11 protein-coding genes are annotated in these 15,666 nt (G+C 71.1%); 8 read left to right on the top strand and 3 right to left on the bottom strand.

The window, feature by feature from the left end; genetic code table 11:
* Window positions 1-10: 10 nt before the first annotated feature.
* The 7 genes from ACOJUJ_RS15220 (at window position 11) to ACOJUJ_RS15190 (ending at window position 8,035) form a co-directional block, all read left to right on the top strand.
* Window positions 11-211, top strand: coding sequence for a hypothetical protein (locus ACOJUJ_RS15220; protein ID WP_420127743.1), 201 nt, complete (start codon window positions 11-13; stop codon window positions 209-211).
* A gap of 98 nt (window positions 212-309) precedes the next feature.
* Complete coding sequence (locus tag ACOJUJ_RS15215; RefSeq protein WP_420127742.1) at window positions 310-696, top strand: hypothetical protein; 387 nt, start codon at window positions 310-312, stop codon at window positions 694-696.
* 579 nt (window positions 697-1,275) lie between these two features.
* A complete protein-coding gene (locus tag ACOJUJ_RS15210) occupies window positions 1,276-2,520 on the top strand; it encodes a 6-bladed beta-propeller (RefSeq protein WP_420127741.1) in 1,245 nt (414 codons plus the stop codon).
* Between the two features lie 185 nt (window positions 2,521-2,705).
* A complete protein-coding gene (locus tag ACOJUJ_RS15205; protein ID WP_420127740.1) occupies window positions 2,706-3,740 on the top strand; it encodes a 6-bladed beta-propeller in 1,035 nt (344 codons plus the stop codon).
* 54 nt (window positions 3,741-3,794) lie between these two features.
* Window positions 3,795-4,244 (top strand): hypothetical protein, encoded by a 450-nt coding sequence (locus tag ACOJUJ_RS15200; protein ID WP_420127739.1) that lies wholly within the window; start codon window positions 3,795-3,797, stop codon window positions 4,242-4,244.
* A 189-nt stretch (window positions 4,245-4,433) separates the two neighbouring features.
* Window positions 4,434-7,535: an efflux RND transporter permease subunit gene (locus tag ACOJUJ_RS15195; RefSeq protein WP_420127738.1), complete on the top strand. Its 3,102-nt coding sequence runs from the start codon at window positions 4,434-4,436 to the stop codon at window positions 7,533-7,535.
* A gap of 158 nt (window positions 7,536-7,693) precedes the next feature.
* Window positions 7,694-8,035: a CU044_2847 family protein gene (locus ACOJUJ_RS15190; protein WP_420127737.1), complete on the top strand. Its 342-nt coding sequence runs from the start codon at window positions 7,694-7,696 to the stop codon at window positions 8,033-8,035.
* Window positions 8,036-8,614: 579 nt separating this feature from the next.
* Here ACOJUJ_RS15190 and ACOJUJ_RS15185 read toward each other — a convergent pair.
* From ACOJUJ_RS15185 to ACOJUJ_RS15175, 3 genes are all read right to left on the bottom strand, one after another.
* Window positions 8,615-9,985 (bottom strand): sigma-54-dependent transcriptional regulator, encoded by a 1,371-nt coding sequence (locus ACOJUJ_RS15185; protein ID WP_420127736.1) that lies wholly within the window; start codon window positions 9,983-9,985, stop codon window positions 8,615-8,617.
* A gap of 272 nt (window positions 9,986-10,257) precedes the next feature.
* Window positions 10,258-11,118, bottom strand: coding sequence for a hypothetical protein (locus ACOJUJ_RS15180; protein ID WP_420127735.1), 861 nt, complete (start codon window positions 11,116-11,118; stop codon window positions 10,258-10,260).
* 74 nt (window positions 11,119-11,192) lie between these two features.
* Window positions 11,193-12,074, bottom strand: a complete 882-nt coding sequence (locus tag ACOJUJ_RS15175) for a hypothetical protein (RefSeq protein ID WP_420127734.1) — start codon at window positions 12,072-12,074, stop codon at window positions 11,193-11,195.
* Between the two features lie 340 nt (window positions 12,075-12,414).
* Between ACOJUJ_RS15175 and ACOJUJ_RS15170 the strand changes: the two genes are divergently transcribed.
* Window positions 12,415-15,555, top strand: coding sequence for a BTAD domain-containing putative transcriptional regulator (locus tag ACOJUJ_RS15170; RefSeq protein ID WP_420127733.1), 3,141 nt, complete (start codon window positions 12,415-12,417; stop codon window positions 15,553-15,555).
* Window positions 15,556-15,666: the final 111 nt, after the last annotated feature.

Raw genomic sequence — 15,666 nt, 5'->3', positions numbered from 1 at the left:
GGAGCGATGTATGCGTACCTTTCTGAAGCGGTCCATGCTGGCGCTGGCGGTCATTACGCCCGCCGGCCTGACGACGGGTGGTGGCGTTTCCAGTTCCCAGGCCGAGGGCGGTTCACATCAGTACTACCTGGGAACGCAGGGCGAAAGCTGCAGCGGCGGGTGCCTTTCCGATCGGCACATCTGCTGCACCATCGTGATCAACGAGCACTGACGCGGTAGGTCCTTCCCATCCGCGCCCCCGGTAGTCTCCCGCTCGCAAACTTCTGCCTCCGCGCGGCAGAGGGTCCCGCACTTTGTCGGAGCCGGTGAATGGAGAGGATTCTTGTTCTGGCCGCGGGTGCGGCGCTGTCCCTGGGCGCTTGCACCCGCGCGCCTTCGGCACCCCCCGAGCTTGCGCCCGGCGCCCGGGTGCAGTTCATCGCCCCCGGATCACCCACGTGGACGGGCGGCATCGTGGGAAGGGTGGAGGAGTGCACGGCGCTGATGGTCCCCGACAGCTGGGACAGCGCCAGCGGCTTTCGCGTAGTCCGCATCGATTCCCTGCGTGAGCTGCGGGTCAGCACGCGGTTCGACGGCCTGGCCGGAGAAGACGGCAGGCGCCGCACCGTCAAGCTGCCGCTGGACAGCGCCGGCGAAGCGTGGACCACGCTGCCGGTAAAGGCGGTACGCGCCCGCTACGGCGGCTGCGCGCCCTGAGCCGGGATCCGGCGTGAATGCCTCCGCGATTCCGCGAACGGCGCCGCCTCCCGCACAATACGCGGGTGTCCGGCGCGCGCTGGGTTTGGGATCGCGCCCGCGGCGAGATCCACGCGTAATGTCCCCTCCAGGTCAAAAGCGCCGAAGCTGATCCGCTGCCGGGAGCACGCGATCGACCGGACCCATCGGATGCACCGTGGCTGGATGGTCGCCGGCGTGCTTGCGTGACGCACCTGGCGGGGAGAAGATCCAGACGACACGTCCGTCCTTTCGCGCCGCTCTACGGAAACCGCCGGCGGTCCAGGCTCGGCGATGACGTGCGGGGCGTCTGATGCCGGGCTCCGCGGCTCGGGCTTGCGGACGTAAGCCAGCCTCGTGCGGTGCGTCCGCAGGACGATGGAGCGTGACGGATGCGCCGGGGGTTCGCACCGCACGGGTGTGCGACTTCGCCGAATCTTCTCATTCCTCGGTCCACGGGCGTGGCGACGCTTTTCGTGGCAGGCATCCTTTCTTGCTCGCGCGGCCTCCAATCTTCTACTCCGTTCGAAGCACACGACGCCGTCGAACCCTCCGGCCGCCATGATCCGCATTCCCTTCCTTTCACGTGCTTGCCTCCCGTCCATCCTCCCGGCGGCGCTCCTGCTTCCGCTGGCGGCGTGCGGCGGCGACGCGGCGGCCGCGGGGCCGAGCGTCCGTGACAGCGCGGGGATCCGCATCGTGCAGAACGACGCGCCGGCGTGGAAGCAGGGGCAGGAGTGGCGCGTTTCCGCGGAGCCGGTGACGGACATCGGCGTGGCGGAGGGGGACGTGCACCAGCAGTTCGCGCGGATCGCGGACGCGCAGCGGCTTTCGGATGGCACGCTGCTGGTGGCGGACGGGCAGGCGAACGAGCTGCGGGCGTTCGACGCGCAGGGGAAGTACCTGCGCACGGTGGGGCGCTCGGGCGGCGGGCCGGGGGAGTTCAAGGCGGTGGAGCTGATGTACCTGCTGCCGGGCGACACCGTCGCGGTGTTCGACTACATGGGCGGCCGCCTCTCCTACTTTGCGCCCACGGGTGCGTTCGTGCGCGGCGTGACCCTGCAGCCGGTGGACGGCAAGCTGCCGCCGCGCCCGCTGGGCTTCTTCAGCGACGGGCGGATGCTGGTGAAGCCGCTGTACAATCCCAACTTTGTCGACAGCCCCCGGCGCACGCGCGACACGGTGGCCCTGGCCGTGTACTCCGCCGCGGGCACGCAGGCCGCCTCGCTGGGGCGGGTGCCGGGCGAGGAGTCGGTGACCATTACGGGGGGCGAGGGGGGCAACCAGATGATGGTCCGCGACCAGCCTCCCTTCGGCCTGGCGACCTCGTTCGCGGTGCAGGGCACGCGGCTGCTGGTGGGCGATCCCGCACGCTACGAGCTGGTAGAGCGCCGGCCCGACGGCGCGGTGGCGCGGCTGATCCGCCGCGCCGGCGAGCGCGAGCCGGTGACGCAGGCAGACCGCGACGCCGCGATCGCGCTTCGCCGCGAGCGGATGGATGACCCGCGGTTCCGGCAGATCCAGGAGCAGCTGATCAAGGGCATCACCTTTCCCGAGCACAAGCCGTTCTTTACCGACCTGCGGATGGACCCCGCCGGCAACGCCTGGGTGCGCCGCCCCGCGGACCCCGACGCGGAGACGCCGTGGGACGTGTTCGACGCCGAGGGGCGGCTGCTGGGCACCGTGACCACGCCCGCCGGGCTGCGGGTGACGCAGATCGGCGCCGACTTCATCGTGGGCACCTGGAGCGACGAGATGGACGTTCCCCACGTCCGCGTCCATCGCCTCGAGAAGCCGCGCCCGTGATCCTGGGCTGTCCTCCCATTGAGTTGGTGGGTGCGTTCCTTTTGCGCCCGTGGGTGCTGGGGTGGACCGTGAATTGCGGCACAAACGGGATGGATCCACCGCGCTCCTGGAGGGGCGTGCGCCTTCCCGGCTGAAGGCGGGCAAGTGTTCGCGGCGGGCCGGGTCCACCTCTTCCCCGTGTGCCCATGCGACGCATCGAAACGGCTTTCGCGCTGCTCCTGGTGTGGGCGGGCGCTGCCCCCGGGGCCATGGGGCAGCCGGTACCCTCGCGGCCCATCACGTTCGCGGCGCGCGACGCGCCCACGCTGGAGCTGACCCAGGTGGTGCGGCTGGGGAGCATGGACGGCGAGCACGACGCGTTTGGCCGCGTGATGGACGCGGCGCTGGACCGCGCCGGGCGGATACTGGTAGCGGACGACCAGAGCCATCACGTGCGGGTGTTCGGCCGTGACGGACGGTACGTGGGAACCATAGGCCGCCGCGGGCGGGGGCCCGGCGAGTTCGAGAGCCCGTGGCGCGTGGCGACCGACGCCAGTGACAGCATCTTTGTGTGGGACGTGGCGCAGGCGCGGATCAGCGTGTTTGGCGGCAACCTGCGATTCGCCCGCAGCTTTGGCGTTCCGCCCCACTGGGTGGTGAGCAGCATCCGGTTTCTTCCCGACGGGAGGCTGCTGCTGGCGGCGTACGGGCGCAACGAGCGGGGGACGCTGCACGTGCTGAGCCGCACCGGGCAGGTGCAGCGCACGTTCGGCCCCGGGTTCAACGCCCCCGCCCTGTCCGGCTTCGAGTCCAGTCTGCTGGGAGGGAGCGCGGAAGTTACGGGCGGCGGGATCGTCTACTCCGTCAAGAGCCCGTACGAACTGTGGTTCTTTGGCCTGGACGGAACCCCGCACAGCCGCTGCCAGGGCCAGCGGGAGTGGACTACCAGCCCCGCCAGCGTGGTGGAGACCGGCGGCGGACGTACCGCCCTGAACTGGGATGGCTACACCCACTCCTACAACGTGGTGAGCCTTGGAAACGGGCTGTACCTGAACCTGGTGCTGGACCCGGAGAGCGACCGCACCACCATGGACGTGATCACGGCGGACTGCCGGCTGCTGCGGCGTACGGTGACGCAGGCCCCGCTCATGGTGCTCCGGACGGCTGGGTCGCGCATGGTGGCGGTTCGCAACCTTGAGTATCCGGAGGTGCTGGTGTACGAACAGCGGCTGGTTCGCTGAGGGGGAAATTCGGGCCGGGGCGCCGGCACCCACCCCTGAACCGGAGGCATCAACATGCAACGCTGGATACTTTCCCTCTGGACCGCCGCCGCGCTGTCGGCGGCGGCGGTTGCCCTGGCACCCGCCCGGGCAGACGCGCAGTGCTCATGGGGGTGCGCCTGCATGGGCAGTGCGTGCGGGTGCAACTCCAATGGCAACGGCTCCCGCTGCGACGCCAGCGGCAGTGGATGCGTGGTGAGCGGGTGCAACGTTACGCGGCTGTACTTTGCTCCCGACGGCTCCGTCGTGCGACTGGCGTCGGTGGAGGCGGACGGCCCCTCCGGCGAGCAGACGGAAGAGCCGGCCGCGCGGCCGGACGAGGACCTTGGCGGCACCACCCGCTGGGAGGCGGCCGGGGACGGCCGTTCCGTCGCCCGGCACTGCAGCGGCGTGGTCGTGGCGCGGTACTACGCGGCGGCGGAAGTGGCTGCCATTCGCGACGCGTCACGCACGCTGAGGCTGTGATCCACCCGCTACGCCCGCGAGCGTAGCGGGCGCGCCGAGGCAGCGTAGTCGATCGTTCTGAGCTGGAATCCCTTGCCGGCGCCATCGGACCCGTGCCCTCCATGCTCCCGGACCGCTTCGCGCGGCCGGGAGCCGTCCGATCCCCGTTCCGCCCCAAAGCACCCGCCTGCTGATGCCTGGACGTACCCGATGATCCGCTTTTCCATCCGCCGTCCCGTGGCCGTGGGGATGCTATACGCGGCGCTGGCCCTGCTGGGCGTGGCGTCGTGGCTCAACGTGCCCGTGGAGCTGCTGCCGGAGACGGAGCTGCCGCGGCTGCGCATCACGGCGCAGTGGCCGGGGGCGTCGCCGGAGGTGACGGAGGCGTTCCTCACCTCGCCCATCGAGGCGGCGGTGCAGCAGGTGCGCGGGGTGGAAAAGGTCACCAGCACGTCGCAGGAAGAGCGCGGCGTGATCGAGGTGCAGTTCGGGCGCGAGGCCGACATGGACTTTGCGCGCCTGGAGTTGAGCGAGCAGCTGGCGGCGCTGGACGAGAACCTTCCCGAAGGCGCGCTGCGTCCGCTCGTGGAGCCGTACGTCCCCGAGGAGTTTCAGAGCCAGAGCCGCCCCTTCCTGAGCTACACCCTCACCGGCCCGTTTACCCCCGAGGCGCTGCGCACGCTGCTGAAGGAGCAGATCGTCCCCGAGCTGCGGCAGGTGGACGGGGTGGCCGACGTGCAGGGGTACGGCGGGCGTGACCGGGTGCTGGAGATCGCCCTGGACGAGCGGCGCATCCTGGCGCTGGGGCTTACGCCGGACGCCGTGCGGCAGAAGGTGAGCGGGCTGGAGGACGTGCGCGAGGCGGGCGTAGTGCGGCGCGGGGGGATGCTGTACGCGCTGGCGGTGCGCGAGAACGCGGAGAGTGCCGCGCGCATCCGCAGGCTGCCGCTGCTGACGGACCAGGGGCGCGTGGTGCGGCTGGAGGACGTGGCCGTGGTGCGCGACACCTACGAAGAGCCGCGCACCTTTTACCGCATCGACGGACAGCCGGCGGTGAGCTTTCAGGTGGTCAAGGAGATCGGCACCAACGTGGTCCAGGTGGCGGACGACGCCAAGGCGCGGATGACGGAGGTGGAAAAGCGCCTTCCCGGCGGCGCCAGGGTGATCCTGGACCAGGACGAGAGCGACGCCGTGCGCGCCCAGCTCACGGACCTGCGCGGCCGGGCGCTGTCGTCGGCGGTGATCGTCTTCGTGGTCCTCTTCTTTTTCCTGCGCTCCTTTCGCTCGGCGGCGATCGTCTTTTCGAGCATCGCGTTCGCGGCGCTCATCACCCTCAACCTCATCTACTTTGGCGGGCTGACGCTGAACGTGCTGACGCTGATGGGGCTGGCGATGGGGTTCGGGCTCATCATCGACAACGCGGTCGTGGTGCTTGAGAACGTGTTTCGCCACGCGCGCACGGCGCCGGACGCGGAAGCGGCGGCGGAGCGCGGCGCGCGGGAGATGGTGCTTCCCGTGCTGGCGGCCACGCTGACGACCATCATCGTCTTCATCCCCTTCGTGTACCTGCAGGGCGAGCTGCGGCTGTTCTACGTGCCGCTGGCCATCGTGGTGGGCTTCACCAACCTGGCGTCGCTGCTGGTCACGTTCTCCTTTACGCCGGCGCTGGCGGGGCGGCTGCTGGGGAGCCGGGTCAAGCGCATCCGCGAGCGGGCGCGCGACGAGCGGCCGCCGGTGTACGCGCGGGTCTACGCGGCGCTGGTGGGCGCCACGCTGCGCCGGCCGTGGGTGGCGGTGGCGGCGTCGCTCATCGCGCTGGCGGGGTCCGGCTACCTGTTCGACAAGTACGTGACGCGCGGGACGGTGTGGCGGCCGTGGTACGAGGAGGATTCGTACATCCGCATCACCTTCGACCTGCCGCGCGGGGAAGAGCTGCAGCGCACCGACGCGCTGGTGCGGTACTTCGAAGAGCGGCTCAAGGCGATGCCCGAGGTGGCGCGGTTCACCACCAACGTGTATCCGCAGGCGGCGCAGATGCAGGTGGAGTTTCCCGACTCGCTGCAGGAAACGTCGGTGCCGCTCTCCGTAAAGGAGCAGATGGAGGCGTACAGCCACCAGTACGGCGGCGCGGAGGTGAGGGTGACGGGGTACGGGCCGTCGTTCTACGGCGGAGGCTCGTCGCCGCCCAACTACAGCATCCAGGTGCTGGGCTACAACTACGAAAAGGTGCGCGAGATCGCGGAGGACCTGGGGCGCCGGCTGCAGGGCTTTTCGCGCATTCAGGACGTGGACACCAACTCGTCGGGCGCCTGGTTTGAGCGTGACAAGGCCACGGAGGTGGTGCTGAACGTGGACCGCGCGGCGCTGGCGGCGCACGGGCTTACCGCCAGCGAGGTGGTGGGCCGGGTGACGGCGGCGGTGGGGCGCAACGGGCAGCGCGGCTATCTGCGCGTGGGCGACGAGGAGGTGCGCTTTTCGGTGGCGCTGGACGGGCACGAGCGGCTGGACGTGCAGGATCTGCAGCAGCTTCCCATCCCGGCGCCGGGCGGCGGGTCGGTGCGGCTGGCGGACGTGGCGCGGGTTGGGGAGCGCGAGGTGCTCAGCCGCATCATCCGCGAAGACCAGCAGTACCAGCGCACGGTGAGCTACGAGTTTCGCGGGCCCAACAAGCTGGGCGACAAGGTGCACGAGGCGGTGATGAAGACCACGCGCGTCCCCGCCGGCTACACGCTGGTGGGGCGTGAAGAGTGGAAGTGGTCGGACGACGAGCGCCGGCAGATCTACGGCGTGCTGGCGGTGTCGCTGGTGCTGGTGTTCATGGTGACGGCGGCGCTCTTCGAGTCGCTGCGGCAGCCGCTGTGCGTGCTGCTTACGGTGCCCATGGCGCTGATCGGCGTGTTCCTCACCTTTTTCTTTACCGGCGCCAGCTTTACCCGCGAGGCGTTCATCGGCGTGATCATGATGGGCGGGGTGGTGACCAACAACGCCACGCTGCTGGTGGATCACGTCAACCAGCTTCGCCGCGAGGCCGGCGTGTCGCTGCACGACGCCGTGCTGCGCGGCACGCTGGAGCGGGTGCGGCCGATCCTGATGACCAGCGCGGTGACGATCCTGGGCCTGCTGCCGCTGGTGATCGCCAGCGAGGCGGCCGACGCCAACATCTGGAACGCGCTGGGCTACGCGCTGCTGGGCGGCCTGGCGAGCTCCACCGTGCTGGTGCTGACGGTGACGCCTGCGCTGTACCTGCTCTTCGAGCGCGGCCCGGAGCGCAGGCGTGCGCGCGTCGCGGAGGCCGCGGCGGAGACGGCGTAGCTTTGCTGCGGTTTCACGCGGAGGCGCGGAGGAAAAGACGAGACGCGGAGAACGGCTGGGTGTTCTCCGCGTCCCGGTTTATTTCCGTGAAAATCCGGAGGGTCTGGCCTACTAATACAGGATAGCCTGCACCCAGTCTCCCTCCCCGGACGGATACCATGCCCTACATGCGCTTTGTGCTGAATGACGGAACGGAAGTCGAGATGGAAACCGACGCCGAGCCGATGGTGCGTCATCGCTCCACCATGCGCGGCGGCACTCCCGTGGCGGGGGCGCAGCGCTCGTTCCAGGAAGCGCTGGGCGCGGTAAAGCAGACCGTCGCGACGGCCATCGTGGAACTGCGCGACGCCTTTCCCGACCGCCCCGACGAGCTGGAGATCGAGTTCGGGATCAAGGCGTCGATGGAGGCGAACGGCCTGATCCTGGCCAAGGCGGCGGGTGAGGCCTCGTTTACCGTGAAAGCGCTGTGGAAGAAGCCGGAGGCGTCCTCAGACGCGTGACGTCCTGCTCCCGGATCCCGAAAGCAGTGGGTGGGGCCGATCACTGTCATTCTGAGGAAGGCGCCCAGCACGAGCGTGCGGAAACGCGCGGCAGCCCGTGCGCCGACCGAAGAATCTCTCTCGGAAACGCGCGGGTCCTCGCGCCCAAGCCGGTCGTAACCAACAGGGCCATCCGGCAGATTCTGCGGTCGGCGCACAGGCTCTGGTGCAACCCCACATACGCGCGGGTGCGCCTCGCTCAGAATGACACCGTCCGCGGATCGTGTCGGTTCAATCAGAGATGAAGCACGAAGACGCAGTGAACCGATGCGGTTCTCTGCGTCTTCTCTGTTCCTCCGCGTCTCCGCGTGACACGCCGTTCCGGACTCAGCGCGTAAACAATCCGCGGGGGCTCGGCATCAGGATCATACCGAATCCGGAAAAACTACATCGGAAGGTGCAGAGGAACCGGGAACCGCCAGAGGAACAGAGGTGATCCGCATTCCTCCTCTGTTCCTCTGGCTGTTCCCGGTTCCTCTGTATCCTGACCTCTGTTTCCTGTAGTCGCACTTGAGGTGAGGTGTTTTGCCGGATTTGGTATCAGACCTCCACTTCGACAATGCCGTCCTGATACTGGGCCAGCAGGCGGTCCAGGCGCGGGCGCGAGATGCCCAGGATGCGCGCGGCGCGGCTCTTGTTGCCGCCGGTGTGCCCCAGCACCCGCTCCACGTGCCGCCGCTGCGCCTGCGCCAGCGTGCCGATCTCGTCCTCCTCGCTGGCGGCTTCCGGCGCGGACTTGCCGTTCGCTTCGTGCAGCGCAAAGTGGTCGGGGCTTAGCGCGGGGCCGTGGGCCAGCACCGCCGCGCGGGTGATGGCGTTTTCCATCTCCCGCACGTTGCCGGGCCACGCGTGCTCCTGCAGCAACTGCATGACCCGCGGCGGGATGATGCGCACGTCCTTGCCCAGCTCGCGTGAGGCGCGGGCCAGCAGGTGCTCGGCCAGGATGGGGATGTCTTCCTTGCGGTCGCGCAGCGGGGGGACGTTGATCTCCACCACCCGCAGGCGAAAGTACAGGTCTTCGCGAAACTGGCCGGAGCGGATGAGCTCTTCGATGGGGCGGTGCGTGGCGGCGATCACCCGCGCCTGCGTTTTGCGCGGCCGCTCGCTGCCGACGGGGTAGAACTCGCGGGCCTGCAGCACGCGCAGCAGCTTGGCCTGGAACGACGGCGTGGTGTCGCCGATCTCGTCCAGGAAGATGGTGCCGCTTCCCGCCAGCTCGAACTTGCCGCGCCGGTCGCCCATGGCGCCGGTGAACGCGCCCTTCACGTGGCCAAACAGCTCCGACTCCAGCAGCGACTCGGCCAGGGCGGTGCAGTTGATGGCGACAAACGGCTCGCCGCTCCAGGGGGAGTAGTTGTGGATGGCGGTGGCCACCAGCTCCTTGCCCGTCCCCGTCTCGCCGCGGATGAGCACCGGCGTGCGCGACGACGCCAGCATGCCGATGAGCTTGTAGATCTCGATCATCTGCGGCGATCGGCCCACGCCGGCGTCCACCGGGCGGCCCGCGGGCGGGCCCTCGGGGGCCTCGCCGCCGCGGCGGCGGGCGGCGCGGTCGCGCAGGCAGCGGTTCACCACCAGCTCCAGCTGGTCCACGTCGACCGGCTTGACCAGGTAGTCGTACGCCCCGTTGCGGATGGCGTCGATGGTGGTGCGCATGTCCTCGTAGCCGGTGATGACGATCACGTCCACCTCCGGCATCCCCTTGTTGACGGCGTCCAGCAGCTCCAGCCCGCTCATCCCGCCCATCTGCACGTCGGTAAGCACCACGTCGGGGCGGTACTCGTGCAGCATGCCCAGCGCCTCTTCGGCGCTGGCGGCGGTGCGCACCTCGAAGTTGGCGCGCATGAAGTGGAACTCCAGCGCCACCAGCATGGCGGGATCGTCGTCGACCAGCAGAAGCTTTCGGCTCACGGGGAGGATCGGGGTGGGGGTGTCCACGACGGGAGGGCGCGCCGCTTCACGCGCAGGGGCAAGGCCCGAACCGCGGGGGCGGCGGGGGGATTCTCCGCCCCACCAGCGGGTTTCCCGGATTTACGTCCGGATACGATTCCGCGCGGCGCCGCAACGAAACGTTGCATTTGCAACGCTTCGATGCAAGCTTGTCGCTGATGGCGTAAGAGGGTAGGTCCCCTCTCCTCCCCCCGCGCGACACTTGCCGGGGAGGAGAGGGGTTCAGCGACGGCTCAGGGGATTCCGGCGCTGTCGGCCGGGCACCAGGGGGGGCGGCCCCAGCCGCGGCCGCTGCGTGCCGAGTCGGGCGCGTTGGGATTCGCCCGCGGCGGGGTGGTCCGGTACGTCTCGGCCTCGTTGGGCGGAGGCGTGTAGAACTGGCAGCAGCCGCTGGCGCACGCCATCCAGCCGTAGGCGCCGCCGCCGTCATCGTCCCCCGGGCCGGGCAGGACCGGCGTGCGGGGCCGCCAACGGGCCCGGGCACCGGCGGGGCGGGGGTGGTTGTCGCGGCAGTAGTAGAAGGTCCAGCTGCTCTCGGGCGCCACCACGGCATTCCGGCGGTCCCTGCTTCGATACACCAGCGTCGCCGGGCCGTCCGTGCTGCCCGCGAACATGAAGATGCTGTCGTTGGCGGGGATCGGTTCCCAGCCCTGCTCGGGATTGCCCGCGTAGGCGCTCTTCAGCACCATGATGGCCAGGATGCGCGAGCCACCGCTGTCCATCTGCTCGGGCGTGGTGCAGTAGGTGGTGGCCTCGGAAACGATCTGCACCTCCGCCGAGCCGCAGTCCTTGCAGAACCGGACGGTGGCCGTGCTGCTGTCCGACGGCTCGGCGAAGCGCGCGCCGATCTCCGTCATGTGCCGGCTGAAGACGGCCCAGGGCCCCGTAAACAGCTTGGGGTCCGTCACCGTGGGCGGGGCGGGGCAGGCGGCCGGGCCCGTGGCCTGGCTGGCGGAGGCGGCGGCCGCGTCCGCCTGGCGCGCCTCCGGGGCGTCGTCGTCCGCGCCGCCGCCGCAGGCGCACAGGGCCAGCGCCAGCAGAAGGCGGGATCCGAGCCGCGCCGCGCCTGATGGACGTGTGAGCGAGCTTCGCATGGTCGGCTCCATGAACCTGGGTGTGTGCGGGGGAACCGCCCCCGTTCGAGGGCGGTTCCGGATGGAGGGCGGGCTCAGGTGGTCGGCGCCGGGCACCAGGTGGGCCGCCTGCTTCCCGGGTTGGTTTCCGGGCCTTTCCCCTGCCCCGGAATCTCCTCGGTGATGATGGGGTTGGGCGGAGGCGTGTAGAACTGGCAGCAGCCGCTGGCGCACGCCATCCACCCGTAGGCGCCGCCGCCTTCGTCATCCCCCATCCCACCCTTGGGCGGATGGACGGGGCCGGGGGCACCGGTGACGTCGGAGCCGTTGCGCGGACGCCACCGCGCCTGTGCGACCTTGCCGCGCGGATGCGCGTCGCGGCAGTACCAGAACATCCACGCGGTGGGCGGCGCCGTCTTGCCGTTGGCGCCGTCCTGGTAGACCAGCGTGGCGGGCCCGGCGGCCAGCTTGGCGAAAAGGAGCAGGGTGGCACCCGGGTACAGCGTGTCGGCCCATCCGGCCTCGGGCGGAACGGTGTCCAGGACGGTGAACTGCCCCACGATGTGCGGGTGCGACTCCTTCATGTTGGCCGGGCTCAGGCAGGGCGTCAGGTTGGTGGAGCGGATCTCCACCGGCACCATCTGCTTGCACCCGTTGCACAGCTGGACGGTGTCGACGGCCACGTTCTCCGGGGTGTTGGGAAAAGTGACGTTGTGCGCCTTGAGCGAGTCCTGCAGGGCGCTCCACGAGCCGGTGAGCACGGCGTGGGCAAAGGCGGGCGGCGGGCCGGTGCAGGTGTCGGCGGCGGCGGGGGCCGACTCAGTGGCGGCGGTGGCGGCCCGCGTGTCGGCGGACGGGTTCGCGTCGCCCCTGGTGCCTTCGTCCTCCCCTCCGCCGCAGGCGCCCAGCGCCAGCGCGAGCAAAAGGGCGCGGGTGAGGCCGGCAACGCCGGCGCGTCCTGCCAGTGACGTACGCATCGTTCGTATCCCTCCATGGGGGTGATGGGAAGGGTCCGCGCCTCGATGGGGCGGGGGACCGCGGTACCGGCGCACCGTCCACGGCGCGCGGATGCCGGGCAAGGTACACCGTGTACCGGACAAAACAAACTGTTTGAATCTGCTACCGGCGCCCCGCCGGTCCGTCGGAACGCCGCTGGCCGCGCCGGGAGTACGGGACGATCCTGATGACGCCGCTTCTCGCCATTTTCCCGATTCCGGCTCCGGCCCCGCGCTTGCGCGGCCCTGTTCGCGGGTACAGTATGGGGGCACCCGCTCAACCTTGTTTCCCGCGGCCGTCAACCCGCCCGACAACCTGCCCATGTTCGTGCTGAAAGTGCTGGGAGGAGCCGCGCTGCTGCGTGGCGGGGTCCCGGTGACCGGCCGCGCCGTGCACCGGCGGCGGTTGGCGCTGCTGGCCCTGCTGGCCTCCGCGCGCGGGCGCATGGTGCGGCGGGAGCGGCTGATCGGCTACCTGTGGCCCGAGCACCCGGGCGACTCCGCGCGCCACCTGCTTTCCGAATCGCTGTACATCCTGCGCAAGGCGGTGGGGGAGGACATGTTCGTCTCCGCCGGCGACGAGATCGCGCTGGACCCGGCCACCGTGCGCAGCGACCTGGCGGATTTCCTTGCCGCGCTGGAGGCGGACGACCCCGAGGCCGCGGTGGCGGCGTACGGCGGGCCGTTTCTGGACGGGTTCGTGGTGGCGGACGCGCCGGAATTCGAGCGCTGGGCCGAGGAAGAGCGCGACCGCCACGCGCGGGCCTTTGCGCGGGCGCTGGAGCAGCTGGCCGAGGGGCGCGAGGCGGAGGGCGACTTTCGCGGCGCGGCGGAGTGGTGGAAGCAGCTGGCCCGGCACGACCCGTTCAGCTCGCGCATTGCCCTGCGCACCATGCAGGCGCTGGAGGCCGGCGGCGAGCGCGCGGCGGCCATCCGCCACGCCACCGCGCACGCGGCGCTGATGCGGGCGGAGATGGAGGCGGAGCCCGACGCGGCGGTGGAGGAGTTCGCGCTGCGCCTGCGCGAGGCCCCGCGCAGCGCCGAGCCCACGCCGATGCCCACGTTCGCCGCCGCGCCCGGCGGGCAGGCGGTGGCCACGCCGGTGCAGGCGCCCGCCGCCGTGCCGGACGCGGTGCCGCACCCCGAAGCGGCGGAGGCGGTGGAGCCCCAGGCGCCCCCGCGGCCGTCCGCCGCGCCGGGGATCCGAAGGTGGCTGGCGCCGGCGCTCGCGCTGGTGGCGGTCCTGGCCGCGGTGGTGGTGGGGCTGGTCGCATGGCGCGGGGGCGAGGAGGGCGAGCCGGTGAACGCGTCCGTCTACATCGTCCTTCCCTTTGCCCAGCGCGGCACGTCGCCGGTCACGCCGGACCAGGCGGAGCTGCTGCTGCACGACGCCTTTTCGCGGTGGTCGGACCTGCAGCTGGTGGACGCGCAGCGCACCCGCGACCTGCTCTCGCGCAACGGGCCGCCGGAGAGCCTGCGCGAGGCGCGTCGCATCGCCCGGTCGGCGGGGGCGGGAAAGCTGGTGTGGGGCGAGATCACCCCGCTGGGCGACAGCATCATGGTGCGCGCGGCGCTGTACGACGTGGCCCGCGGCGGCGACCCGGTGGAATCCGCGACCATCCGCGTGGGGAGCGACCTGGGGGCGATCTCGGCGCGGTTCGGCACGCTGGCGTGGTCGCTGCTGGGGCGCACGGGCGACGCGCGCGACGCGGCGGGCACCACCTCGCTGGCGGCGTGGCAGGCGTACCAGCGGGGGCGCCTGGCCATGTCGCGGTGGGAGCTGGAGCGCGCGGGGGCGGAGCTGGAGCGCGCGGTGCAGCTGGACCCCGGGTACGCGGCGGCCCACCTGTGGCTGGCGCAGGCGGTGGCGTGGGGCGGGCTGGCGCAAAAGACCAGCTGGCGCGAGAACGCCGCGCGCGCCCTGGCCGACAGCGCGGAGCTTTCGGGCCGCGAGCGGATGCTGGCCGGCGCGCTGGTGGCGCTGGGGGAGATGCGCTACCCGGACGCGTGCGGGGTCTACGAGCGGCTGGTGGCCCGGGACAGCAGCGACTTCGCGGCCTGGTTCGGCCTGGGTGAATGCACCCGCGACGACCAGCTGGTGGTGGCCGACCCTACCAGCCCGTCCGGCTTTCGCTTCGAGAGCAGCTACCACCGCGCCGTGCAGGCGTACAGCCGCGCGCTGCGCACCATCCCCTCGTCGCACCTGGCGTTTCGCGGCGCGGGGTTCGCGCGGCTCAACGAGCTGCTGCGCACGGACGAGACGAACCTGCGCACCGGCTACCGGCGGGTGGGGGCGGCGGTGGAGGGGTTCGCCGCCTACCCGTCGCTGGCCGGCGACACGCTGGCCTTTGTCCCCTGGACCATGGCGGACGTGGCCGCGGTGCGCCCGGGAACGGTGCCGCCCACCCGCCGGGCCGCCACGCAGTACAGCCGCAGGGAGCTGCGCCGCATCACGCTGGAGTGGACGCGCGCCTTTCCGCAGAGCGCCGACGCCCACGAGGGGCTGGCGCTGGCGCTTGAGGCGCTGGGGGAGCTGCGCAACGTGCGGCAGGGCGCCCCCTCCGCCTTTGCCGAGCTGGCCCAGGCGCGAACGCTGACGACGGACCCGGAGCAGCGGCTGCGGCTGGGGATCGTGCAGGTGCGGCTGTGGCTGCGGGTCGAGGATTTTCGCCGCGCGCGGGCGGTCGCCGATTCGGTGCTGCAGCAGCGGCGAAACCCCGGGCCCGTCGACGCGCTGCGGCTGGCTCCGCTGGCGCTGCTTACGGGCCGTGTGGAGCAGGCCCGCGCGCTGCTGCAGACCGCCACGCCGCAGATGCGCTTTACCACGCCCATGGGGGAGAGCGTGAGCTTGCCCGCCCCGGTGCAGCGGGCGCTGGCGGACGCGATGGTGTACTCCGGGCTGGGGCTGGAGCCGGAGACGGGCGAAACCGAGGCGGCGCTGACGGGGCTGGTGAACGCCTGGTTCGAGCCGGCGGAGCGGGCCAAGGTGCGCGCGGCGGTGCTCAACGAGTCGCGCCGGCTGTCCTTTGGCGGCAACGTGGCGCGGGTGCGCGCGGCGCCGCTGGAGACGCCCGACTTTGTGGTGGAGATGCAGCAGATGCTCGCCCGCGGCGACGCGGCGGGCGCGCGGGCGCGCCTGGCCTCGCTGGCCCAGGGCCGCGGCGCCCGCGTCCCGGGCGACGTCACGCTGGACTTCACCTATCCCGAGGCGGAGCTGCACCTGGCCCTGGGCGACACGGCCCGGGCACTGGAGGAGCTGGACCGTGCGCTGCTGGCGCTGGAAGCGATGCCGTCCAGCGTGCTTACGCGAACGGAGCAGACGGGTGGGCTGCTGCGGGCCATGCGCCTGCGCGCGCAGCTCGCCGAAGTTCGTGGGGACCAGCGGACGGCCACGCGCTGGCGCACCGCCCTCGCCACCCTCTGGTCCGGCGGCGACGCCCGCCTGCGCCGCACCATCGACTGACGCGTTCTTCTCCTTCTCATGCGCGAGCGGCCCGCCGGACACTCCGGCGGGCCGCATCGTTTTGTTGCACCTGCCGAGAAAAGATGAGTCTCACACGGAGTCAACAGAGTC

Origin of the sequence: Longimicrobium sp. (assembly GCF_048594345.1) — a bacterium.
Taxonomy (GTDB): domain Bacteria; phylum Gemmatimonadota; class Gemmatimonadetes; order Longimicrobiales; family Longimicrobiaceae; genus Longimicrobium.
The sequence above is the reverse complement of the archived record's forward strand: the minus strand, read 5'-3'. Positions and strand labels throughout refer to the sequence as shown.